This is a genomic window from Lactococcus lactis, assembly GCF_029023865.1.
GTDB classification, from domain to species: domain Bacteria; phylum Bacillota; class Bacilli; order Lactobacillales; family Streptococcaceae; genus Lactococcus; species Lactococcus lactis.
Map to the genome: position 1 here is coordinate 1174721 of NZ_CP118969.1, position 24179 is coordinate 1198899.

A 24179-nucleotide genomic window follows, 5' to 3' on the forward strand; every position below is an offset into this window, starting at 1 on the left:
ATTCATAGAAAGAAAATCATGATTCGCATAACACAAATCAAAATTTCAATTGATGAACCTGTCAGTAAGGTTAAAAGTCTTGTTTTGAAAAAACTAAGACTACAAGAATCTGACTTACTGGATTATCGAATTTACAAAGAATCAATTGATGCAAGACATAGAGGCGAAATTGATTTTATCTATACTGTTGATATTAAACTTAAAGATGAAGCAAGAATTCTGTCTAAAAAAATAAAAAATGTTTCTTTGGCACCTGAATTAGATTATGTCAATCCAGTTATAGGAAGTAAAAAAATGCTTCATCGGCCTGTAGTCATTGGATTTGGTCCCGCAGGAATGTTTGCGGCTTTATTATTGGCTCAAAATGGTTATCGTCCAATTGTTCTTGAAAGAGGCCAAGCTGTTGATGAGCGTGTAAAATCAATTGATAAGTTTTGGCTTGAAGGAAAACTTAATCCAAAATCGAATGTTCAATTTGGTGAAGGTGGAGCAGGAACTTTTTCTGACGGTAAATTAACGAGTCGTGTTCGTGATTTGCGTGGTCGTAAGGTTTTGGAGGAATTTGTACAAGCTGGTGCCCCAGAAGATATTCTTTATAAGGCACATCCTCATGTCGGAACTGATTTACTTCGTGACATTGTTAAAAATATCCGAAAGCAAATTATTGAGTTGGGCGGAGAAGTTCATTTTGATGCTCAAGTTGAAGAGTTTTTAATTGAAGATGAAGAATTACAGGCTGTAAAACTTGCTGACGGAAATATTATTAAAACAAATCAGGCTATTTTAGCCATTGGTCATTCGGCACGTGATACTTTCTCAGAACTTTATGATAAAGGGGTAACGATTACAGCTAAACCCTTTGCTGTTGGAGTCAGAATTGAACATCCCCAATCTTTAATCAATAAAGCACAATATAAAGAATTTGCTGACCATCCGCGTCTTGGAGCAGCAGAATATCGCTTAACTTATAAGGCATCATCAGGGCGTGGCGTTTATACTTTCTGTATGTGTCCAGGAGGATTGGTTGTCCCAGCTGCATCAGAAGAAGGTGGCCTTGTGACTAATGGGATGTCTGAACATGCTAGAGACCAAAAAAATGCAAATTCTGGACTTTTAGTCCAAGTTTTTCCAGAAGATTTCCCAACTGACCATCCACTTGCTGGAGTAGAGTTCCAAAAGGAATTAGAACATAAAGCCTTTGAATTAGGTGGTTCTAATTATCAAGCACCAGCTCAACTTGTTGGAGACTTTCTTGATGGAAAAGCCTCTAAAGCAATGGGAACAGTTGAACCTAGTTATGCTTTAGGAGTCAAACCAACTAATCTTGAATCGCTATTCCCAGACTATGTTACACAATCTATGCGTGAAGCGATTATTGGATTAGATAAAAAAATGCATGGCTTTGCACTCTCTGATGCTGTAATGACAGGGGTTGAATCTCGTTCATCTTCGCCGGTCAGAATTAATCGTGATGAAGAAAATTATCAATCTGTTTCGACAAAAGGAATCTATCCTTCAGGTGAAGGGGCTGGTTTTGCTGGCGGAATTGTCTCAGCCGGTATTGACGGTTTAAAATGTGCTGAGAGCATGATTGCAGAATTCGCTAAACCTTTGATGGAGGACTAAAATGGCTCAAAAGACTCATGATTACGAAAGAGAATCTGAAGACTTTTATGACCATATTGCGAGTCGTTTTGATCATAGTTTTGATGGATTTTTAGCCAGTTTTTTCAAGAGATTTATTATAAAACGTTTAAAAGTTGAAAAAAATTCAAGAATCTTAGATGTTGGTTGTGCTAATGGAAATCTTTTGGTAATGTTAAATCGAAAAGAGAAAATTTTTGGAAGTGGCTTAGATATTTCGTCAGAAATGATAAAAATTGCTCAAGTTAAGCATCCTAATTTTACTTTTAAGCAAGGCTCTGCTCAAAAAATTCCCTTTGAGGATGCTAATTTTGATTTGATTATTTGTTCAGCTAGTTTTCATCATTTTCCTTTACCTGAGCTTTTTTTAGCGGAGGCTAAACGACTACTGGCACCAGAGGGTAAATTGGTCATCGCTGAGATTCATATTCCATTTATTACAAAAGCCTATAATTGGCGACTTAATAAATTTTCAACAGAAGGAGATGTAAAAGTCTATCAGCCAAAAGAACTGACAAGAATTTTTAATCACAACGGTTGGAAAATTACCGACAAAAAGTTTTTTTTACAGATTCAATATTATGAACTAGAAAAAAATTACTGACAGAACACTAAATGACTTTGAACAATATCTGTCAGTAATTCTAAAAAAAGAATTAGGAAAAAAAATATGGAACAAGAACAACACCGAGGTTTCAAAGCCTCTTGGTTTTTCAAGTGGTTTATTAATAATAAAGTAGTTGCAGCTTTAGCAATCGTCCTTCTCTTATTGCTGAATATTCTCTTACTCAATAAAGTTGGATTTATTTTTAAACCTGTAGGAGAATTTATAACGGTTATCTCGCTGCCCGTTATTTTGGCAGCTGTATTTTATTATCTTCTTAACCCAATTGTTGATTTTTTGGAAAAGAAAAGAGTCCCACGAGTTGTTACGATTATTGTTCTTTTCTTAATAATTGCAGCTTTGATTGCTTGGGGCTTAATTGTTGCTATTCCTAATATTATCAGTGGAGTAGATAATTTTGCTTCGTCAGTCCCTCACTATGTAAATACTGCTCAAAAAGAGATTAATGCTTTAGCAAAAAATCCACATTTTGAACAATTTCGACCACAAGTTGACCAGTTTGCTAAGTCAATTGGTAATCAATTGATTGATTGGTCAAAAGCTTTCTCTGTTAATGCTGTTACGACTCTTTCACATCTCATCAGTAAAACAACAAGTATCTTAATTTCATTAATTGTATTCCCATTTGTTCTTTTTTACTTATTGAGAGATGGTCAAAGATTAAATGGATTTGTCACTCATTTATTGCCAAATGATTGGCGTAAAGAAACTTCAAAAGTTTTGCACGAAATTAATAGTCAGCTTTCAAATTATGTCCGTGGCCAAGTTTTGGTCGCAATTGCGGTTGCTATCATGTTTATGATTGGCTTACCTATTATTGGTTTGCGTTATGCAGTTGCTTTAGCAATCACCGCAGGATTTTTGAACTTAGTTCCATTTTTAGGCTCATTTTTAGCTGCTATCCCAATGGTAATTGTTGGTTTAGCAATTGGTGGACCTTTGATGCTTGTAAAAGTAATCATTGTCCTTATTATTGAGCAAACACTTGAAGGAAGATTTATTTCTCCTTTAGTTCTTGGAAAACAAATGTCAATTCATCCAATTACAATATTATTTGTTTTACTGACAGCGGGTCAAATTCTGGGTGTCTGGGGAGTATTACTTGCTATCCCATTCTATGCAACTTTGAAAGTTATTATTGTCCATGTTTACGAATGGTATCGTGAAATTTCAGTTCTTTATCGTGAAGAAACGGCTACAGAAGAAGCAAATGAGTAATTAATAGAATAAAAAATAAGGAGAAAAATGTCTTATTCAGAAGATACAATTGATTTCTTACATCAGGGAGATCTGATTGGAATGCAAAATTCACTTGCCAAAGCGTTAAAAAATGATAATAGTGAAATGTTGGCTGACCTAGCCGAATATTTACAAATGATGGGTTTCATTGATGAAAGTCAAAAAATTTATGATCAAATTATGTCAGAAGATCCGGAAACAACTGATTACCTGATTAACTTAGCAGAAATCGCAGAAGATAACGGTAATTTGGATGAAGCATTAAATTATCTTTATCAAATCCCGGTGAATGATGAAAATTATATTGCTGCTTTAGTCAAAATTGCTGACTTATATCAATTTGAAGGTGATTTTGAAACAGCAATTTCTAAGTTAGAAGAAGCAAGAGAATTATCGGATTCTCCTCTGATTACTTTTGCTTTGGCTGAGTCCTACTTTGAACAAGGTGATTATTCAGCTGCCATTACCGAATATGCAAAACTTTCAGAACGCAAAATTTTACATGAAACAAAAATTTCTATTTATCAAAGAATTGGTGACTCTTATGCCCAATTAGGTAATTTTGAGAATGCCATATCATTTCTTGAAAAATCACTAGAATTTGATGAAAAACCGGAAACCTTGTATAAAATTGCTCTTCTTTATGGAGAAACTCATAATGAAACAAGAGCCATTGCTAATTTCAAACGGTTAGAAAAAATGGATGTTGAATTTTTGAACTATGAATTAGCCTATGCCCAAACCCTAGAAGCTAATCAAGAATTTGAAGCTGCACTAGAAATGGCAAAGAAAGGGATGAAAAAAAATCCTAATGCCGTTCCTCTCTTACACTTCGCTTCAAAAATTAGTTTCAAACTTAAGGACAAAGCTGCAGCGGAACGTTATCTCATGGATGCTTTAAATTTACCAGAATTACATGACGAAACAGTCTTTTTGCTTGCTAATTTATACTTCAACGAAGAAGATTTTGAAGCCGTCATTAATCTCGAAGAGCTTTTAGAAGATGAACATTTATTAGCTAAATGGCTTTTTGCAGGGGCACATAAAGCTTTGGAAAATGATTCTGAAGCGGCTGGTTTGTATGAAGAACTCATTCAAACCAATCTGTCAGAGAATCCAGAGTTTTTAGAAGACTATATTGATTTTCTTAAAGAAATTGGTCAAATTTCTAAAACAGAACCAATTATTGAACAATATTTGGAACTTGTTCCGGATGATGAAAATATGAGAAATTTACTGACAGACTTAAAAAATAATTACTGACAAAGCTGTCAGTAATTATTTTTATTGTAAGCTAGAAAATTCACAAACTTGCGTCAAAATAATTGTAAAAGGTTCTATTATCTGATAAAATGATTGTGAAGTAATCCAAGAGATTATGAAATATGAATTAGAACAAATTGAGGTAAAATAAAAAATGTCTGAGAAACAATTTGGGGCGAACTTGGTTGTCGATAGTTTGATTAACCATAAAGTGAAGTATGTATTTGGGATTCCAGGAGCAAAAATTGACCGGATTTTTGATTTATTAGAAAATGAAGAAGGTCCTCAAATGGTCGTGACTCGTCATGAGCAAGGAGCTGCTTTCATGGCTCAAGCTGTTGGTCGTTTAACTGGCGAACCTGGTGTAGTAGTTGTTACAAGTGGGCCTGGTGTATCAAACCTTGCGACTCCGCTTTTGACCGCGACATCAGAAGGTGATGCTATTTTGGCTATCGGTGGACAAGTTAAACGAAGTGACCGTCTTAAACGTGCACATCAATCAATGGATAATGCTGGATGATGCAATCAGCAACAAAATATTCAGCAGAAGTTCTTGACCCTGATACACTTTCTGAATCAATTGCCAATGCTTATCGTATTGCAAAATCAGGACATCCAGGTGCAACTTTCTTATCAATCCCCCAAGATGTAACGGATGCCGAAGTATCAATCAAAGCGATTCAACCACTTTCAGACCCTAAAATGGGGAATGCCTCTATTGATGACATTAATTATTTAGCACAAGCAATTAAAAATGCTGTATTGCCAGTAATTTTGGTTGGAGCTGGTGCTTCAGATGCTAAAGTCGCTTCATCATTGCGTAATCTATTAACTCATGTTAATATTCCTGTCGTTGAAACATTCCAAGGTGCAGGGGTTATTTCACATGATTTAGAACATACTTTTTATGGACGTATCGGTCTTTTCCGCAATCAACCAGGAGATATGCTTCTGAAACGTTCTGACCTTGTTATTGCTGTTGGTTATGACCCAATTGAATATGAAGCTCGTAACTGGAATGCAGAAATTGATAGTCGAATTATCGTTATTGATAATGCCATTGCTGAAATTGATACTTACTACCAACCAGAACGTGAATTAATTGGTGATATCGCAGCAACATTGGATAATCTTTTACCAGCTGTTCGTGGATACAAAATTCCAAAAGGAACAAAAGATTATCTCGATGGCCTTCATGAAGTTGCTGAGCAACACGAATTTGATACTGAAAATACTGAAGAAGGTAGAATGCACCCTCTTGATTTGGTCAGCACTTTCCAAGAAATCGTCAAAGATGATGAAACAGTAACCGTTGACGTAGGTTCACTCTACATTTGGATGGCACGTCATTTCAAATCATACGAACCACGTCATCTCCTCTTCTCAAACGGAATGCAAACACTTGGAGTTGCACTTCCTTGGGCAATTACAGCCGCATTGTTGCGCCCAGGTAAAAAAGTTTATTCACACTCTGGTGATGGAGGCTTCCTTTTCACAGGGCAAGAGTTGGAAACAGCTGTACGTTTGAATCTTCCAATCGTTCAAATTATCTGGAATGACGGCCATTATGATATGGTTAAATTCCAAGAAGAAATGAAATATGGTCGTTCAGCAGCCGTTGATTTTGGCTATGTTGATTACGTAAAATATGCTGAAGCAATGGGAGCAAAAGGTTACCGTGCACACAGCAAAGAAGAACTTGCTGAAATTCTTAAATCAATCCCAGATACTACTGGACCAGTAGTAATTGACGTTCCTTTGGACTATTCTGATAACATTAAATTAGCAGAAAAATTATTGCCAGAAGAATTTTACTAAGATAAAATAAAAATACCAAATAATCCTAAATTTACTTGGAAACAAAAAGAGAGTCCTTTATATAAGGACTCTCTTTTTGTTTTAGAATGGGGTTATTTCTAATTTGAAATCTAGTTATGACCAATTAGAGGTTGAAATTATGAAAAATAGAATAATTAGGCAGAATATTTTAAACATAAAAACCTTTAATTATCTGCAATTAATAACCTTTGCTTATTAATTGATTACAAAGTCGTGACAAATGACTATTGAGAGAATACAAACATTTCGTTATAACAAAACAATTATATTGTTTTCGTTTTCATTAGAAAATATAGTTTCCAATAATTATTAGCTCAAAACTGGCTTTATTCCTGATTATAACAAGAAAAAAAGATCTAGTACTATGAGTTTTGATAATATCATCATGCATTAAAAGAAAGTTGAGGCGAAAAGAGCAATATGCAGAAGTATCACTCAAAACATGAAAATATCGCAAAACAAACTCAATTCAGAACATGGAAAAAGGGAAAATCGTGGCTTTATGCTGCCAGTATCCTAACCGTTCTCACAGGTGGCGCAGCCGCAAGCTCAGTAGTCACGGCAAGTGCTGACACGGTGACGCCTGCGGCTTATCGGCCAGCAGGAGAAGCGACGGGTCCGGGTTCGGTTGTTTCATCTGAAGTAGCAGCGAATGCGAGCAGCTATTATGCAGCGGCGAGTTCAGCCCTTAGCGGTACAGATTCAGACGGCGTGCACAGCAGTGGTGCGAGCGATATTGTCAGCTCAGCCAATGATAAAGCGGCCGACGCGAACAGCTACATCAGTTCAAGCACTGGCTCACTCTCGTCAGGCGCTTCTAGTGTCGCATCAGGCACGCTTGATGACTGGAATAATGCTGCTTCAAGTTTTGTATCAGCAGCTTCGTCGAATACTACGACGAATAGTCTTTCGAGCGCTGTCAGCAACTATCAGAATGCCCTTGATTCGGCGAACAGTTACAATGTTGCCAATAACATCAAGACATCAGGCGGTGCCAACTCTGAGTATGCGGCAACTTACAGCGACGGTTCAGGCAATACCTACTCAAGCAATGCGGTTAGTCAGTATCAGTCCGCTGTTGACAGCTACAGCACAGCAGTTCACAACTACTATAATTCTGCTGTAGCGACGCTGGATAAGAATGCCACGCTTTCAGGCTGGTACGATACACTCACAGCAGACAAAAATATTCTCAACGCTTATGATAGCGATAGCGCAGCAAACACGCCGGCGGGTGCTCTAAAGAGTGATTCATCAGCTTTTGCAACCGCACTTTCTGGCCTCAACAGTCTCGTCTCCGCCTCAGGCGCCTCAAACTTCTTTAGCTCAGCGGCCGCATCAGTTGCTGCTGCAGGAAGTGATGTCGCGACTTACGATTACTCATCCGCTTACAGCTTAGCTGTCGTAAGATTGCAGACGACGGCAAATCAAGTTCTGACGCAATATCAGACGGACTACGGCACCTACATAACGGCTGCGGAGCAATACGCACAAGACTCAAATACTGCTAAAGCAGCAGGATACAACGGCACATTAATGAACGATAATGCGCAGATAATGGCAGATTACGAAGTGGCAAGCCTTGCTTATACCGACTTTTCAAATGCTGCCACACAGCAAAATACCGACTTGGTGACGCTTACTGACATCGTTACCAACTTCCCAATGAGCGCCTCAACATCAGGCGAGACAACAGCAACCGATACTTTGACTAGCTGGGAATCTCAATATACAGCTGCTATCCATGCTCTCCAGTCCGATGTCGCAAAGACGGAATACTATCAAGGTATTTATAATGACAAGCTGGCTGCTTACAACGACGATGCGACTGACCCTCTTTATCCGTCAGACAATCCGACTCTCCCAACAGCGACAGGCAATACGGCGGCGGACTATCTCAATAAATCCAGACAGGACTTGGAACGATTAATACGGCGCAGAATGGCACGGTCTCAGCTGATGCTGCACAATTACTGACGAATTATGAGACAGATTTTACTAAGTACAATCAAGACTTTCAAACTTATCTGACTGCACTTGCAACCTATCAGTCTGACTATGAAATGGCTTACACGAATGCTATGCAGAATAATCAGGCAGCACCTGCTCTGCCAACACCGCCAACGGCTCCAAATCCTGCCGACTATTTTAATGGGACAGTAACAGGAGCAACTGCAATAATAGGCGACATTCCAACGGCAGCAGTGACCTACCTCACGAATCAGCTCCAGCAAGACCAGTATAATTTAGTTAGCGCGTCTTATGACCAATTACAAACTGATATTAATGCTCTGATACATACAATCAATGACTTCAAAGCAACAAATGCACCAAGCTATGCACAAATTACCAGCATTTTGAATACATATAACGGCTTGACAGAGCTGAGTTTGGATAATATCAAAGATTTATTGAGTCTACCAACACTCTGTGATTCTTTGTCGTCAGCAATCGCGCAGCTTATAGCAGCAGAACCTGCGCTTATTAAAACTGTTCAGGCAGATTTAGGTGCTTATCTTTCATCTGCGACTATTTATAATACTTATAATGGTTGGGACGGCTCAACAACAGGCCTGACGACAACTCCTTATTTGACATGGAATATTAAAAATCCGCTTTACACACTTAATCAAGCCCTACGGCAGTACGGTGTGAATAATTTTAGCGGACAAACACCGAATGGTGGTGTTCTTAATAATCTGTCAGCACTGGACACGATTTATAGTTCACTTTATAATAGCAACAGTGTACCTGGTGTTTGGGCAATCACTGAAAATTATTCAGGACCCGCAAGCGGTTATCAAGATTGGCTTCTTGCTGAAATCAACGCGGCTAATCCAGGGCTAAATGCGACCACATTGCTTGACCCAGATTTATGGAACGATTTTTATGCGGTAAATGGCTTTGCTAATCCCAATGCTCCTACACAGGCTGGCGTTGTTCAAAACCCAATCCCACTTACTCCCCTTACTCCGCCAGACCTTAATACAGGATACACAGGCACAACTTCTAACGAGATGACGCCGAACGCGCCAACACAGCCGAACACGCCCGCTTACAAGATACCTAATCTCGCTGCCAGTCTCGTACTCGGCGAAACTGTGACGGTTACGCCACCTATCTATGGCACACTTCAAGCGCCGCCAACAGCACCGAACTTGATGCTGAACGCTGTTTATCCACCGGCCGTAACTACGCTTCCGACCGCACCAGAAGCACCCACGCCACCAACTCTAGGTACTTTGCTTCCAGCACCGAGTGTTCCAAGTCTTAATTTGCCAACTCCTCCGACCGTGCCGAGCTTGACGATACCGTCAGTACCGACGCCGCCAAGCCTAAGTTTGCCAGCGTTACCCGTCCCGCCAACGCTTGATCTGCCGACAGATGCCAATGCACCGAAGTTGACCCTGCCAACGGCACCAACACCAACAGTGCTCGGACAACTTCCGGAAGTTCCAAACGCACCAAGTCTTAAGCTACCAATGCCGCCGACACCACCGACGGTTAGTCTGCCAAGTGCTCCGACGCCACCGACGCTGACAAATCCGAATGTGACAATTCCTGACTTGCCGGCCCTGCCGAGCTTTACGCCGGTTGATGATATGCCGGCACCATCAAAAGCCGTCACTAACGGCAGCACTTCAATCAACGGTCAGACGACAGAACCGAGCATGCTTTGGGACTGGATTATTAGTCAACAGACGAACGGCACGCCAACTGCTTACAGCGACTTTGAAAACTATGTCGCAGCGGTTTCTGCATGGAAAGACCAAGTGGCACAGATTATCAGCGATTATCAGAAACAAGTCGCAGATGCTGACGGAGCTTATGATGCGGACACAGCAGCGATTGCAACTTACCTCACTGCTTATCAGACTTATTCTGAGAACTACGATACAGCGGTTAGTGGCTATAATACTGCTTGGACAACTTACGACAGTGCCTATCAGACTTACGAAAGCAGTTATGACGCGGCTGTCACCAAGTATCAGAGCGAGTACAACGACTACAAGCAAACGCAGAGTGACTATGAGAGCCAGTACGAGAGTGTAGTTTCCGCTTATCAGTCAGCGTGGTCGGCCTATGTCTCAGCTTACGACGATTATCAGAATGCTTATGAAAAATCCGTCTCGGACTACACGACAGCATGGGCTACTTATGTCTCTGCCAATAATGACTATGCCGGCAAGTATGACGCTGAGGTCTCGGCTTATACAAGCGCATGGACACAGTATCTGACGCAATTTAGTCAGTATTCTGAGGACTATGACACAGCTGTCAGCCAGTATGAGAGCGACTGGACGAACTATGATACGGACTATCAGACCTATAAGACAGGCTGTGATAGCGCCGTTAGCAACTACAATAATGATTGGAACACTTACGATGTTGCCTATCAAGCTTACACGAATGATTATGCGACTGCTGTCGGCAATTACAATAGCACATGGACGAAGTATCTGAGTGATTACAGCACTTATTCTAGTACTTATGACAGTGTCACAGGAACTTATGAAGGTGATTGGACAGCTTATGATGCCACTTATCAGACTTACAAGACTGCGTGGGAAGCCTACGACAGCGCTTATCAACAGCTCGTTACTGACAGCTACGACATGACAGACTTTACAGAGACGCCATTAGTCGCTGAGGAAACGAAGACGACCTATGCGGACAAAGTCACTCAGGAAACGAAAGAAACACCTGCTGCAATGTCTGACGAAGCAACAAAAGCCGACATTCCAACGCTGTCAGGCAAAGCCGCAAAAGACAGCATCGCAGATAAAACAACCGAAGCTGAGAAAGCAAATATTCCTGAAAAGAGCACGCTCGCCGAAGAAGCAACAATTCCTGATAAGGAAGACAAGGCAAGCGAAGCCACGATTGAGCCAATGACCGACGGACCAAGTGCTGACCTCTCAGCTGACTCTAGACTTGTCCCTGAAGCGATAAAAGAAAGCCTTGCTGATAAGGACGCAGAGCAGACGCTTACGCAGGGCGACCATCCAATAGTACAAGAGATTACTGTCCCTGATACGCCGGACACGGATGCTGCCGACTATCTCTACACGTCTGACATCATTCTTGACACCTTTGACACGACACAGATTATCCTGCCGACGGATGTTTCACAGATTACTGTGCATGATAAATACGGAAATCTCGTCTCGCCAGACCAATACACGGTTACAATTACAGACGTTGACGCGACCCACAAGCTGGTTACAATTACCTTTGCTTCAAGTTTTGTTCTCTCCGACCGTCTCTATAACAACACCCTGACGGTTTCAATTCCGACCCACTCGACATGGGTGATAGCAGGACTTGGCCCCGACTATGATAATACGGCTTACACCATTACCACAAGTCCGAAAGGCAAGACGAAGCAGCCGACGAATACTGTGCACGTAAGACCGGTGTTACCGAACACACCTCCAACAGTGCCACCAGTTGCACCGCCTGAAACACCAAATATCCCTGAAAAGCCAAATCTGCCGAACAGTCCAAGGATACCACAAGTTCCAAAGGTGCCAAATCAGCCAATGATACCGAGAAAACCTACGCTATCATTGACGTCAAGTCGACTAAAAATACCAGAACCTCTCAAGTATGTGCCAGTAGGTAAAATACTTCCTCATACCGGAGATAATAGCGATTCATCTCTCACCATATACGGAGGGGCGGCTCTAATTGGCTTTATAGGTTTGGAAATTTATAGTTTGAAACGACGCAAAAAATCAACTGTAAAAAAATCATAATTTCTGAGACTTATAAGGAATCTCAAAATGAATCTATTTAATAAAAATCTTGAATACCTTGTTATTCAAGGTTTTTTAATACAAATATATTGTCATTTCTACAACTAATCATCTTATGTTTAGAAAAAAAGAACAGTTAAGGAGTGCGTTTTAATAAAAAACCGTTGAACTTTATATAATACACAATTCAAAAAAGAAGTCAGGATATTATTTTGGGACAAAAATAATTAATGATATAATGAAAACGAATACATCGATGTAGTTGAGGTAATAAATTAAATACAAAATCGAAAGCAGGTGAAGAATGATTCTAAACAAAAAAAGAACTGTAATATTCTCTCTAATTGGTTTAATATTTATTAGTCTATTAACATTGCTATCAGTTCAAACTAAACAGACTAATGCTGAGGAAGTAGTTACTGTTCATTCAACTGATGTTGATACGGGAGCAACGACACTTACTAGGAGTGATTTCAATGATAATTTTACTTTATCAGGCACTGTTGGCATGCGTTATCAAGTCGGTGGAGCATTTAATCCTTTTGGTCCTGCTCTAACTGATGACGAAAGGAAAGCCAGATATGATGAAGAAACAGGAATTATCACCTTAACCCCCAATCGAAATGACTGGTCAGGCAATTTCACGCTTAATAATCGAATCTCAACAGAACAACCTTTTAAACTTAAAGGTGCTATTTATTTGGGAGATAGGACAGATGAAGACTGGAGAGATAAAGAAGAAGCTAGCGAAAATGGAGGAACTCCAAGTGGAGGTGCGGACGGGATAGGTTTTGCTTTTCATCCTGAAGAAGTAGGAAAGGTTGGTTTTACAGGGGCTAACATGGGAATTGGCGGTCTTAAAGGTGCGATTGGTTATAAGTTTGATACTTACTGGAATACTGCGCAGCAAAGTAATGATGATGATAACCATCGCTTGGGCTGGGAAAATGATCCTGGAAGCAACGCACCTCACGAAGGTAATCCTTTCGGATCTTTTATCGAGACGACAACTGAACCTACTCCATCCAACGCTCTCCTTTTGGATTCAGGACGAGTCGTACCTTTTGCAACTGATGCAGGATTTGGTGTAGCCGATTGGAATCAAGTTGCTTGGCTAGACACAAGTAAGATACTACAAAATTCAGGTGTCAGTCGCCGTGGTGAAATTGGTGATGATATCGACGGCAACCCTGTACAAGGGGAAAGTAGAAGATTAATTTCCGATTATGGGTATGATGCTAATGATGATTTACTAAGTGGTTCAACTAAAGATGACACCACAGGTTTTCAAAATGTCATCTATGATTATAAACCTGGAGATTCAGGAAAAGGAACGCTTCGAATTTATTTGCTCCATGGTATAACAACTAATCCAATCTCATCAGGTGCATTGACGGAAGAGGGCATTGTTTATGATTTAATTGGTCAAAAAGAAATTGATTCAACTGACTCGCTAGCTTTAGCTGTATCTGCATCAACAGGTGCCTTTCGTAATCTTCAACAATTTAGATTTGATTCTTTTGAATACTCAGCGGTAAAAAGATTGACAATCGATAAAATTTGGGAAGATGAGAGCGATATAAACGGTCTAAGGCCCGATACCATTGAAGTTCAAGTTTGGGCAAATCTTAAAGCAACGAATAATAAAGAAGAAGTTCGACTTCCTTATAAGACCCCAATAGAAATAAGAGCTACAGATAATTGGACCTATGTTTATGATAATCTACCAAAATATAATAACGAAGGGCGTGAAATTTTCTATGACGTGAAAGAAATTCCCGTAGCTGGTTATGAGTCAACAAGCCAAAGATTAAATGACGAAAATGATTCAGAAATTCAATTTAAACTTTCTAATAAGATTCAAAATCCACTTACCATTTCGGGCGAAAAAATCTGGTTGGATGATGGAAATATTACTTCACGACCAGCTCATATCACAGTTCAACTATGGAGAAAAGATGGTGAGCAAGAACGTCAGGTTCAATTCAATGAATTAGCAACCGGTTATCAAAGCTTTTATGGACAAGTAAATTCTAATGATTTTGTGACACAAGAGACAAATTCAAATAAGAACTGGGAATATACTTTCTCTCACTTGCATGGAACGGAGGAGATAGAAGAAGGAGTTGAACAAGGAATTCAGTATTTCTTAAAAGAAGAGTTGTCAACTGACTATAAATATCGCTATGAGTCACAAGTTATAGGACGAGATATTGTCAATACAGCTATTGAAGTAGAAAAAATGAGCTTGATTGTTAATAAAGAGTGGGATGATAAAGGCTATGAATCTATCAGACCAGAAACAATCACAATTCAACTATTGGCAAATAATAAGTTGCAAGGGAATCCAGTCACTATTGGAGTCAGTGAAAAATGGACTTGGGAATTTACCGATTTAGCCATAAGAGATGAACTGGGCAATGATATTTTATATTCAATTAAAGAAATTGACGTAGCTAAGCATTATCAAGTTGATCAAATTCAAGAAAATAATAAAATTACTTTGATTAATAAATTTGTGAAGGAAGAGCCTAATCCTGAAGAAGAGGAGGAGGACAACAACATTAATAATGACGGTGACAGCGAACCTACTAATAATAATGATGGTAACTCAAATCATTCAGAAGAAGCACACAACGATGCTAAAAAAGAAACCACAGAAAATCTCCCTGTGGTGGGGCAATATTCAGGATTTTGGTTGATACTTGTTGGTGCCGCATTACTATTTGGAGTTGTATTGTTAGTGAAGCATAAACAAGAAAGAAAAAAATGATAAACTAAAAAAGAACCAAAGCATTATATAAATTCTGACCAGTTCTGTTAAAAGCAAAAAAACTCTATTTTCATGGAATCTGAAGATACTATGAAAATAGAGTTTTTTTGTTGAAAAATTAAAGTATACTTAGTTGTGCGGCCAAGTCTTGTTTCTTTAACTAAGCAGAAATTCCAAAATTGAATTATTTTGAAGATTGTAAAATTGGAAGGGTTAGAAAGTTTATGTCATTAATGGACTACGTTTTTTTATGCTATAATATGGACAAGAAAATTTAGAGGCAACCAATGAAAAAGGGAAAACTAAAGATATATTTTGGCTATGCTGCTGGTGTTGGAAAAACATTTGCTATGCTCGAAGGGGCGCGTGAGGTTCAGAAATCTGGAATTGATGTTGTTTCAGGCTACATTGAACCTCATAATCGACCAGAGACCTCAAAATTAATTGAAGGGCTCGAAACCTTACCTTTAAAAAAAATAAATTATAAAGGAATTCAATTAATAGAGTTCAATTTAGAAGAAGCTTTGATTCGTCGACCTCAGGTTATCCTAGTTGATGAATTAGCCCACACAAATTGCCATGGTTCAAGAAATAAGAAGAGATTTCAAGATATTGAAGAACTTTTGAAAGCAGGAATAGATGTTTTTACAACAATAAATATTCAGCATCTTGAAGGTCTAAATGATGTAATTGAAAAAATAACTGGGATTATTGTAAATGAAAAAATTCCTGATTACATATTTGAAGAGGCTGATCAAATTGAGCTAATTGATATTGAACCCGTTGATTTATTAGAACGACTAGATAAAGGAAAAATTTATCAGTTAAACAAAGTAAATCAAGCAAAAGAAAATTTTTTTACATTAGAAAAACTTATCGCCCTTCGGGAAATTGCTTTACGAAAAACTGCTGACCAAGTCAATAAGAGCGCTATTCGTAAAGCTCAAAATAAAAAAAGTATTTATGCAAAAGAACATGTTTTAGTATGTGTTTCAGCCTCACCCTCAGCCTCTCATGTTATTCATGCAGCTGCGAGACTTGCAGTTGCATTTAAAGCAGAATTTACGGCATTATATATCGGTGATTTAGAAAATTCTTCCAAAGAAGAAAAAGAAAGACTGAGACAGAATTTACGTTTGGCTGAACAGTTAGGCGCAAAACTATCTGTCCTTTATGGAGATAATGTTTCTAAGCAAATTGTCGAATATGCTAAAATTAGTCAAATATCAAAGCTGGTAATTGGTAAAAGTGTACAAAGTTCATTTTGGAGTAGGGAAAATATTGTAGATTTTATAAGTCAGGAAGCGCCAGAACTTGATATCTATGTCATTCCAAATGCAAGAGGACAACAAAAAAATACTTCTGGAACTTTGTATAATTTTAAAAAAATCCGGTTTTCATTAAGTGATTTATTGAAAACAATACTGATGCTAACTCTTGTCACTTCATGTGGGTTAGCCTTCAAATACTGGAACTTCAATGTTGCTAATATAATTATGCTTTATATTTTAGGAGTTCAGATTAATGCTATTTTTACAAAAGGAAGAATTTTTAGTCTCATATCCTCAGTCTTATCTGTACTTTGCTTTAATTATTTTTTCACAGAACCTTATTACACTTTTGTAGCCTTTAGCTCTAATTATCCAATTACTTTCTTAATTATGTTGGCTGCTGGATTAATTACGTCGACATTAATCAAAAGAATTCAAGAACAAGTTCGAGTCTCTGCGGAAAAATCATATCGAACAGAAGTACTTTTACAAACGAATAAAGATTTAGCACAGGTTGATTCGGTAGTAGAAATTCTAGAAGCAACAGTTCAACAGTTAAAAAAATTACTTGATCGAGATATTGTGATTTATCCAATCAAAGATAAAGTTTTAGGAGATGAATCATATTTTTCAACTGAGTCTTCTAAGTATAATTTAGAAAAATACCAGAATTTTAATGAGAGAGGTGTAGCTGAGTGGGTAATGCACAATAATAAACGTGCAGGAGCAACGACCAATACATTATCAGCTGCTAATTACTTATATTTGTCAATTCGTGGGAAAAATCAATCTTTTGCGGTGATTGGTATCCTAATGAAGGACAAAAATGAGTTGGAAACATTTGAAAAATCTATAATTCTGGCTATATTAGGTGAAGCAGGATTAGCTTTAGAAAAAGAAATTCTTCGAGAAGTCCAACAAAAAAACGAAATTCAAATTGAGCAAGAACAGTTACGTGTAAATTTGTTACGTGCTATTTCACATGATTTAAGAACTCCACTTACTAGTATTTCTGGACATGCAAAATTACTGATGAAAAATGATAGCACAATAAATAAACTTCAAATTCAAGAATTATCAGCTTATATCTATGATGATTCAATGTGGTTGATTAATTTAGTTGAAAATCTTTTATCTATCACAAGATTGGATGAAAAAATAGAATTAAAGTTGGAAGCAAATATTATTGATGAAGTAGTTGAAGAAGCCCTTAAACATGTAGACAGGCATTTGAAACAGCATGAATTTAGTTTAAATTTAGCCGACGAACTCTTAATGGCAAAAATGGATGTGGCTCTTATGATACAAGTGATTGTAAACTTGATTAATAATGCAGTGAAATATACACCAATTAATTCTAAAATAGAACTACAAACCAAAAAAATTAATGATGAGTTAGTTCTTGAAGTTTCTGATAATGGGCCTGGGATTACTGATAAAGCCAAAGAAAAAATATTTGATTTATTTTATACTGACGAAAATCGGCAAGTTGATTCTAAGCGTGGTTTAGGTTTAGGACTTTCTTTGTGTAAAAGTATTATTTTAGCACATGGAGGACAAATTTATGTTAAAGATAATCAGCCAAATGGAGCAATTATTGGTTTCAAATTACCTTTAGAGGAGGTTTTAATTTCTGATGAACAATGATGATATAAAAATATTGATTTGTGAAGATGATTTGTCAATTAATAAACTCTTATCTTTGACAATGGAGGTTGAAGATTATAATTATGTAGCTGTTCAAAATGGTAAGGAAGCGTTAAGAGAGATTATCTCTCAGCGCCCAGATTTACTAATTTTAGATTTAGGCTTACCGGATATGGACGGAAAAGAGATTATTTCTAAAGTTCGTGGATTCTCTCAACTTCCAATTATCGTAGTCAGCGCCAGAGGAGAAGATGCTGATAAAATAGTAGCTTTAGATGCTGGTGCGGATGATTATTTGACAAAACCATTTAGTACTGATGAACTTTTGGCTCGACTTAGGGTAAGTTTGAGAAGAGCTAAGTTTTCTGGAAATAATCAAAATTTACTGACAGAAGTAACAACTTTTACTAATGGCTGGTTGAAAATAAATTATTTATCAAAGTGTGTTTTCGTAAATGAAAAAGAGATACATCTCACACCGATTGAGTACAAACTTCTTTGTTTATTAGCAGAAAATTTGGACCGTGTGATGACCTACAACTATCTTGTCAAAGAAATTTGGGGGTATTATGAGGAAGATTTTTCAGCACTTAGAGTATTTGCAAATACGCTACGTAAGAAGATTGAACTTGATTCCAATTATCCAAAGTTGATACAGACACATATTGGTGTCGGCTATCGAATGATAAAAATTGACTAAAAAGTACTGACAGATTCGTCAGTACTTTTTTTATGAGAATCTTTAGATTATCTTTATACGAACAACCCAATCTTTACACTCTTTTTATTTTTCAAGTGTTAAAATAATTTCAACATCAAGGAGGAGGGAAATATTTTGATGGATTTATTGATGCTTGGAGGATTAGTAGTAAGTTTTCTACTAATTCTGGCTCTAATAGCTTGGTGTGACAAGCAAATTAAAGAAATTTAGAAAGAAGTTTTTAAAATGTTTATTATTTTAGGGATTATTATCATGTTATTGGCGATTTATCTCTTTTATGCTCTGATTTATCCAGAGAGGTTTTAGGGGGAACAGATGTTACAAATTATTTTCGTATTGGCAGTGGCCATATTATTAATGATACCTACAGGTAAATACCTTTATCACATAGCAACAGATCAAAAGACCTTTGCAGATCCGGTCATGGATAAATTTGATGGCTTTATATATAAATTGATTGCTATGAAAAAACAGCCCATGACTTGGAAAAAATACGCGCTATCTCTAGTATTAACAAATGCTGTAATGGTTTTTATTGGTTATTTAATTTTGAGAATTCAAGAAATTCCCTTTCTAAATCCTAACCACATTGGGGCAATGGAGCAAAGTCTAAGTTTTAATACAGTAATTTCATTTATCACTAATACTAACTTACAAAACTATTCTGGAGAGTCTGCCCTTTCCTATATGAGTCAAATGATTGTCATTACCTTTATGATGTTTACATCAGCAGCTTCTGGTTTTGCAGCCTCAATGGCTTTCATTCGAGGACTATCTGGAAAATACAAAGATATGGGAAATTTCTATTATGATTTTGTACGAGTGATTACTCGTGTATTACTTCCATTTTCTATTATTGGCGCTTTATTATTGATATCACAAGGCGTTCCTCAGACATTAGTACATAATTTAACAATTACAACCCTTGAAGGGAAAATGCAAGATATTGCTCTAGGCCCAGTGGCAGCACTTGAAATCATCAAACATTTGGGAACAAATGGCGGTGGCTTTTTTGCAGCAAATTCAGCAATGCCTTTTGAAAATCCAAATATTATTACAAATATAATTGAAATGCTATCAATGATGCTATTACCTGGTTCGATATTATTTGCTTTTGGATATATTGTTTCAGATAGTCATCAAGAAAATAAACTATTAAATTCTCAATTAAAAAGTAAAAGAAGATTTTTCTTAGGAAAAGAGGCTCGACCATTAATTATCGTAATGAGTGTTTTATTTTTAATCGGGCTTACAATAATTATTTGGGCTGAGTCCAAAGGTAATCCTATTTTACAGCACCTAGGCTTAAGTCAAGCTATGGGTAACATGGAAGGGAAAGAAACTAGATTTGGCACAAATATGTCAGCTTTATTTACCGAAATTACTACTGCTTTCACAACAGGTTCTGTTAATAACATGCATGATAGTCTGGCACCATTAAGTGGTGGTATTGCCATGATTAATATGATGCTTAATCTTGTTTTTGGAGGAAAAGGCGTTGGATTAATGAATATGATTCTCTACGTTCTTTTGACAGTATTCATCTGTGGTTTAATGATTGGCCGAACTCCTGTTTACTTAGGGAAAAAAATTGAAGGAAAAGAAATGAAATTGACTGCTCTAGCAATTATCATACACCCTTTAATTATTTTAAGTTTTACGGCACTAGCCGTTTCTGTTTCCGCGGGTATTGCTGGAGTATCCAATCCTGGCTTTCACGGTTTATCGCAAATTGTTTATCAGTATACATCTTCGGCAGCGAACAACGGTTCGGGTTTTGAGGGGTTAAAAGATAATACCGATTTTTGGAATATTACGACTGGAGTTGCTATATTTTTAGGCCGATATCTCACTTTAATTATTCAACTTGCGATTGCTTCATCATTAATGATGAAAAGGTCGGTAAATAATTCTGTAGGTTCACTTAAAACAGATAGTGGAACTTTCACCGTCGTTCTATTTGTAATAGTGATTGTAATATCAGCATTAACATTTTTACCAGTTTTGGTTCTTGGACCAATCGCTGAATCTTTAACATTATGAGGCTTATGATGATTTCTAAAAATAAAAAACTATTGAATCAAGAGATTCTAAAAAGTTCTATCAAAGGAGCTTTTATCAAACTTAATCCAGTATATATGATGAAAAATCCAGTCATGTTTGTCGTTGAGGTTGGATTTACTATTACATTAATTCTATCTATTTTTCCTAACTTATTTGGGACAGTTCAATCGTGAAGTCAAATTTATAATATAATTGTGACTTTAATCTTATTCTTAACAATTCTTTTTGCTAATTTTGCAGAATCTGTCGCTGAAGGCAGAGGAAAAGCCCAGGCGGAGAGCTTGAAAAAAACGCAAAAAAATATGAAAGCAAGAATTATTAATAAAGATAAAGCTACTAATCAGACTAAGGAAACTATTATTGATGCAATTGAGTTAAAAAAAGATGATATAGTTCTAGTTAAAGCAGGTGAATTGATACCAAGTGATGGAGAAGTGATTGAAGGAATTGCTTCCGTCGATGAATCGGCAATAACAGGAGAATCTGCCCCTGTTGTAAAAGAATCTGGTGGTGACTTTGCCTCAGTAACAGGAGGAACAACTGTTTCAAGCGACTGGCTCATGATAAAAATCACTTCTAGTTCAGGAGAATCATTTCTTGATAAAATGATTTCTCTTGTTGAAGGAGCCTCACGGAAAAAAACGCCGAATGAAATAGCATTAAATACTCTACTTGTGAGTTTAACTATTATTTTCTTAATAGTTATTGTGACACTCTACCCCATTGCTTCTTTTGTCCATGTGAAGTTAAGTGTAACGACGCTCATATCCTTAACGGTCTGCTTAATTCCAACAACAATTGGTGGCTTACTATCGGCAATTGGGATTGCCGGAATGGATAGAGTGACACGTTTTAATGTGATTGCAATGTCTGGTAAAGCAGTTGAAGCCAGTGGTGATGTGGATACTATGATTTTAGATAAAACGGGAACAATTACATTTGGTAATAGAATGGCCGCAAAATTTCTTCCAGTAAACGGTGTTTCTTTAGAAGAATTGACAGAAAATGCTGTTTTAACTTCATTGAAAGATGAAACACCAGAAGGCAAGTCTATTATTAGATTAGCAGAAGAACAAGAAGATAAGGACTTTATGACCCCAGCTGAAATGACTTTTGTAGAGTTCACAGCTCAAACAAGAATGAGTGGAGTTGATTTTCCGACAGGAAAAACAATTCGTAAAGGAGCAACAGATGCTGTGATTGATTATATTCAACAACAAGGAGGGGGAGTTCCTAACGATTTGAAGAGAATTACCGATGAAATATCTTCGGTAGGTGGCACCCCATTGGTAGTATCAGAAGATTCAAAGATTCTGGGAGTTATCTATTTAAAAGATACAATAAAGCCAGGATTGGTAGAACGGTTTGCTCGTTTACGTGAAATGGGAATTAAAACAATTATGTGTACTGGTGATAATCCTTTGACGGCCGCAACGATTGCTCAAGAAGCTGGGGTTGATAGTTATATCGCTGAATGTAAACCAGAGGATAAAATCAAAGCAATAAAAGTTGAACAAAACGATGGAAAAGTTGTTGCAATGACAGGGGATGGAACTAATGATGCACCAGCACTAGCACAAGCTGACGTTGGTATTGCAATGAATTCAGGGACAAGTGCGGCCAAAGAAGCAGCAAATATGGTAGATTTAGACAGTGATCCGACTAAAATTCTTGATATTGTAGAGATTGGTAAACAACTTTTAATTACAAGAGGAGCACTAACAACATTTTCTATTGCCAATGATATCGCCAAATATTTTGCGATTATTCCCGCAATGTTTATGCTTGCTATTCCACAAATTCATGTTTTAAATATCATGAATCTTGCAACGCCTTCCAGTGCAATATTATCAGCATTAATTTTTAATGCAATAATCATTCCGCTTTTAATCCCTCTAGCGATGAAGGGCGTAAAATATAAACCACAGCATTCGGATAAAATGCTGACACATAATATGTTAGTTTATGGTTTAGGAGGAGTTATTGCCCCATTCATTGGAATAAAAATTATTGACTTAATCATTGCTCCGTTACTGCACATGATTGGTCTTTAATGCTAAAAGGAGAAGTGATGAGAAAAATATTTAAAGAATTAAAAACACCTTTTCTAGTTACAGTGGTTTTTACAGTGATTTGTGGTCTTTTCTATCCATTGCTCATAACAGGTCTGGGACAAAGTATCTTTCCCTATCAGGCTAATGGTAGTCTTATCGTTAATAAGGGGAAAGTGACAGGATCTGAATTAATTGGGCAACAATTTTCTGATGAAGGATTCATGAAGGGACGTCCCTCAGCTGTTAATTATAATACTTATACTGCAAAAGAAAAATCTGAGGGTAAATATTTGGGAGTGGCTTCAGGTTCTCAAAATTTATCACCTAGTAATCCCTTACTAAAAGAACGAGTAGAGAGTGATTTACAAAACTTTCTAAATAATAATCCGAGCATAATTAAAAAAGATATCCCTACAGATTTATTGACATCATCAGGATCAGGCCTTGATCCTAGCATTAGCCAACAAAGTGCCCTGATTCAAATTCCTCAAATTTCGAAGTATACAGGTATAAGCGTAGATAATTTGAAAAAAATTATTGATAAAAATACTCAAAATAAAACTTTAGGATTTCTAGGTGAAAAAACAGTCAATGTATTAAAAGTTAATCTTGAAATTTACAATCAATTAAGTGAAAAAAGTGATTAATAAAGGTAAAAAAAGAAAAACTATAAATCACTATGATTTATAGTTTTTTTAGATATTCTCTTTTTATAAAAATAGTATGGAAAGATTTTAAGACTATCTTTCCAATTGTATACTTCTAAAAATAAGCATTTACTGATGGTAACATAAAAAGTAAGAAGTTTTAAATTAGCGATAAATTAAACCAAAAATGATTTAGAATACACAATTAGATAACAGAAAATCAACGGTCCTGGTTTATGAGAATTATTCTAAGAAACCCTTTCAAAGAAGCTAAAAAATACCAGTGAAGTATTAACAATTTTTGAAATTTCTATCGAAAAAATTAATGGATTAGGACATGAAATGGAATAAAATCGTTTGGTTCAATTAACATATATATAAAACATGTTGGCAAAAAAAATAAAAAAATGTATAATATAGAGTACATGTAATTAATGTAACATTTTTATAATTAAAAAAAGTCTGATGAATAAGGTATTTAAACAGTTAGTTGTTTAAATATCATGATGTTCCGTAACATATTATAATAAGACTCCGAAAAATTAAGATTTTTCGGAGTCTTTTTGTGCTGAAAAATACATAATATGCCACTTATGATTCGTTACGATTCCCATACCATGACTTTTATTTACT

Annotated in this window: 12 protein-coding genes and 2 pseudogenes; all 14 read left to right on the forward strand. The window is 36.9% G+C overall.

Features of this window, described 5'->3' with window-relative positions; all coding sequences use genetic code 11:
• The first annotated feature begins 18 nt into the window (after positions 1 to 18).
• The 14 genes and pseudogenes from PYW37_RS05975 to kdpC all read left to right on the forward strand — a co-directional run bounded on the left by PYW37_RS05975 (position 19) and on the right by kdpC (position 23546).
• Positions 19 to 1626, forward strand: coding sequence for an NAD(P)/FAD-dependent oxidoreductase (locus tag PYW37_RS05975; protein WP_023189291.1), 1608 nt, complete (start codon positions 19 to 21; stop codon positions 1624 to 1626).
• 1 nt (position 1627) lies between these two features.
• Complete coding sequence (locus tag PYW37_RS05980; RefSeq protein WP_023189290.1) at positions 1628 to 2248, forward strand: class I SAM-dependent methyltransferase; 621 nt, start codon at positions 1628 to 1630, stop codon at positions 2246 to 2248.
• Positions 2249 to 2314: 66 nt separating this feature from the next.
• Positions 2315 to 3487 carry an AI-2E family transporter gene (locus PYW37_RS05985; RefSeq protein WP_003130134.1) on the forward strand — a complete coding sequence of 391 codons (1173 nt, stop codon included), beginning with the start codon at positions 2315 to 2317 and terminating at the stop codon, positions 3485 to 3487.
• A 27-nt stretch (positions 3488 to 3514) separates the two neighbouring features.
• Entirely contained in the window at positions 3515 to 4771 is a 1257-nt protein-coding gene (locus PYW37_RS05990) for a tetratricopeptide repeat protein (RefSeq protein ID WP_023189289.1), read from the forward strand.
• 154 nt (positions 4772 to 4925) lie between these two features.
• Positions 4926 to 6589: pseudogene (gene alsS, locus PYW37_RS05995) on the forward strand (acetolactate synthase AlsS).
• A gap of 441 nt (positions 6590 to 7030) precedes the next feature.
• Positions 7031 to 8587, forward strand: coding sequence for a KxYKxGKxW signal peptide domain-containing protein (locus tag PYW37_RS06000; protein WP_232238891.1), 1557 nt, complete (start codon positions 7031 to 7033; stop codon positions 8585 to 8587).
• 104 nt (positions 8588 to 8691) lie between these two features.
• A complete protein-coding gene (locus PYW37_RS06005; protein WP_269083691.1) occupies positions 8692 to 12369 on the forward strand; it encodes an LPXTG cell wall anchor domain-containing protein in 3678 nt (1225 codons plus the stop codon).
• A 304-nt stretch (positions 12370 to 12673) separates the two neighbouring features.
• Positions 12674 to 15142 (forward strand): lectin-like domain-containing protein, encoded by a 2469-nt coding sequence (locus PYW37_RS06010; protein ID WP_023189286.1) that lies wholly within the window; start codon positions 12674 to 12676, stop codon positions 15140 to 15142.
• Between the two features lie 287 nt (positions 15143 to 15429).
• Positions 15430 to 18060, forward strand: a complete 2631-nt coding sequence (locus PYW37_RS06015; protein WP_023189285.1) for a sensor histidine kinase — start codon at positions 15430 to 15432, stop codon at positions 18058 to 18060.
• Positions 18050 to 18760, forward strand: coding sequence for a response regulator transcription factor (locus tag PYW37_RS06020; protein WP_025017050.1), 711 nt, complete (start codon positions 18050 to 18052; stop codon positions 18758 to 18760). The genes PYW37_RS06015 and PYW37_RS06020 overlap by 11 nt, the downstream gene beginning before the upstream one ends.
• 246 nt (positions 18761 to 19006) lie before the next feature.
• Positions 19007 to 19087, forward strand: a complete 81-nt coding sequence (gene kdpF, locus PYW37_RS13310; protein ID WP_072285303.1) for a K(+)-transporting ATPase subunit F — start codon at positions 19007 to 19009, stop codon at positions 19085 to 19087.
• A gap of 9 nt (positions 19088 to 19096) precedes the next feature.
• Complete coding sequence (locus tag PYW37_RS06025) at positions 19097 to 20824, forward strand: potassium-transporting ATPase subunit KdpA (RefSeq protein ID WP_025017049.1); 1728 nt, start codon at positions 19097 to 19099, stop codon at positions 20822 to 20824.
• 8 nt (positions 20825 to 20832) lie between these two features.
• Positions 20833 to 22899: pseudogene (kdpB, locus tag PYW37_RS06030) on the forward strand (potassium-transporting ATPase subunit KdpB).
• A gap of 17 nt (positions 22900 to 22916) precedes the next feature.
• Positions 22917 to 23546, forward strand: coding sequence for a potassium-transporting ATPase subunit KdpC (gene kdpC, locus PYW37_RS06035; RefSeq protein WP_023164159.1), 630 nt, complete (start codon positions 22917 to 22919; stop codon positions 23544 to 23546).
• Positions 23547 to 24179 lie beyond the last annotated feature (633 nt).

What these genes read in the sequence shown, in the direction of transcription:
- PYW37_RS05980 (WP_023189290.1), top strand. Translation starts at nt 1,628, where the DNA reads ATGGCTCAAAAGACTCATGATTACGAAAGAGAATCTGAAGACTTTTAT.
- PYW37_RS06005 (WP_269083691.1), top strand. Translation starts at nt 8,692, where the DNA reads ATGCAGAATAATCAGGCAGCACCTGCTCTGCCAACACCGCCAACGGCT.
- PYW37_RS06015 (WP_023189285.1), top strand. Translation starts at nt 15,430, where the DNA reads ATGAAAAAGGGAAAACTAAAGATATATTTTGGCTATGCTGCTGGTGTT.
- kdpF (WP_072285303.1), top strand. Translation starts at nt 19,007, where the DNA reads ATGTTTATTATTTTAGGGATTATTATCATGTTATTGGCGATTTATCTC.
- PYW37_RS05975 (WP_023189291.1), top strand. Translation starts at nt 19, where the DNA reads ATGATTCGCATAACACAAATCAAAATTTCAATTGATGAACCTGTCAGT.
- kdpC (WP_023164159.1), top strand. Translation starts at nt 22,917, where the DNA reads ATGAGAAAAATATTTAAAGAATTAAAAACACCTTTTCTAGTTACAGTG.
- PYW37_RS06020 (WP_025017050.1), top strand. Translation starts at nt 18,050, where the DNA reads ATGAACAATGATGATATAAAAATATTGATTTGTGAAGATGATTTGTCA.
- PYW37_RS05990 (WP_023189289.1), top strand. Translation starts at nt 3,515, where the DNA reads ATGTCTTATTCAGAAGATACAATTGATTTCTTACATCAGGGAGATCTG.
- PYW37_RS06025 (WP_025017049.1), top strand. Translation starts at nt 19,097, where the DNA reads ATGTTACAAATTATTTTCGTATTGGCAGTGGCCATATTATTAATGATA.
- PYW37_RS05985 (WP_003130134.1), top strand. Translation starts at nt 2,315, where the DNA reads ATGGAACAAGAACAACACCGAGGTTTCAAAGCCTCTTGGTTTTTCAAG.
- PYW37_RS06000 (WP_232238891.1), top strand. Translation starts at nt 7,031, where the DNA reads ATGCAGAAGTATCACTCAAAACATGAAAATATCGCAAAACAAACTCAA.
- PYW37_RS06010 (WP_023189286.1), top strand. Translation starts at nt 12,674, where the DNA reads ATGATTCTAAACAAAAAAAGAACTGTAATATTCTCTCTAATTGGTTTA.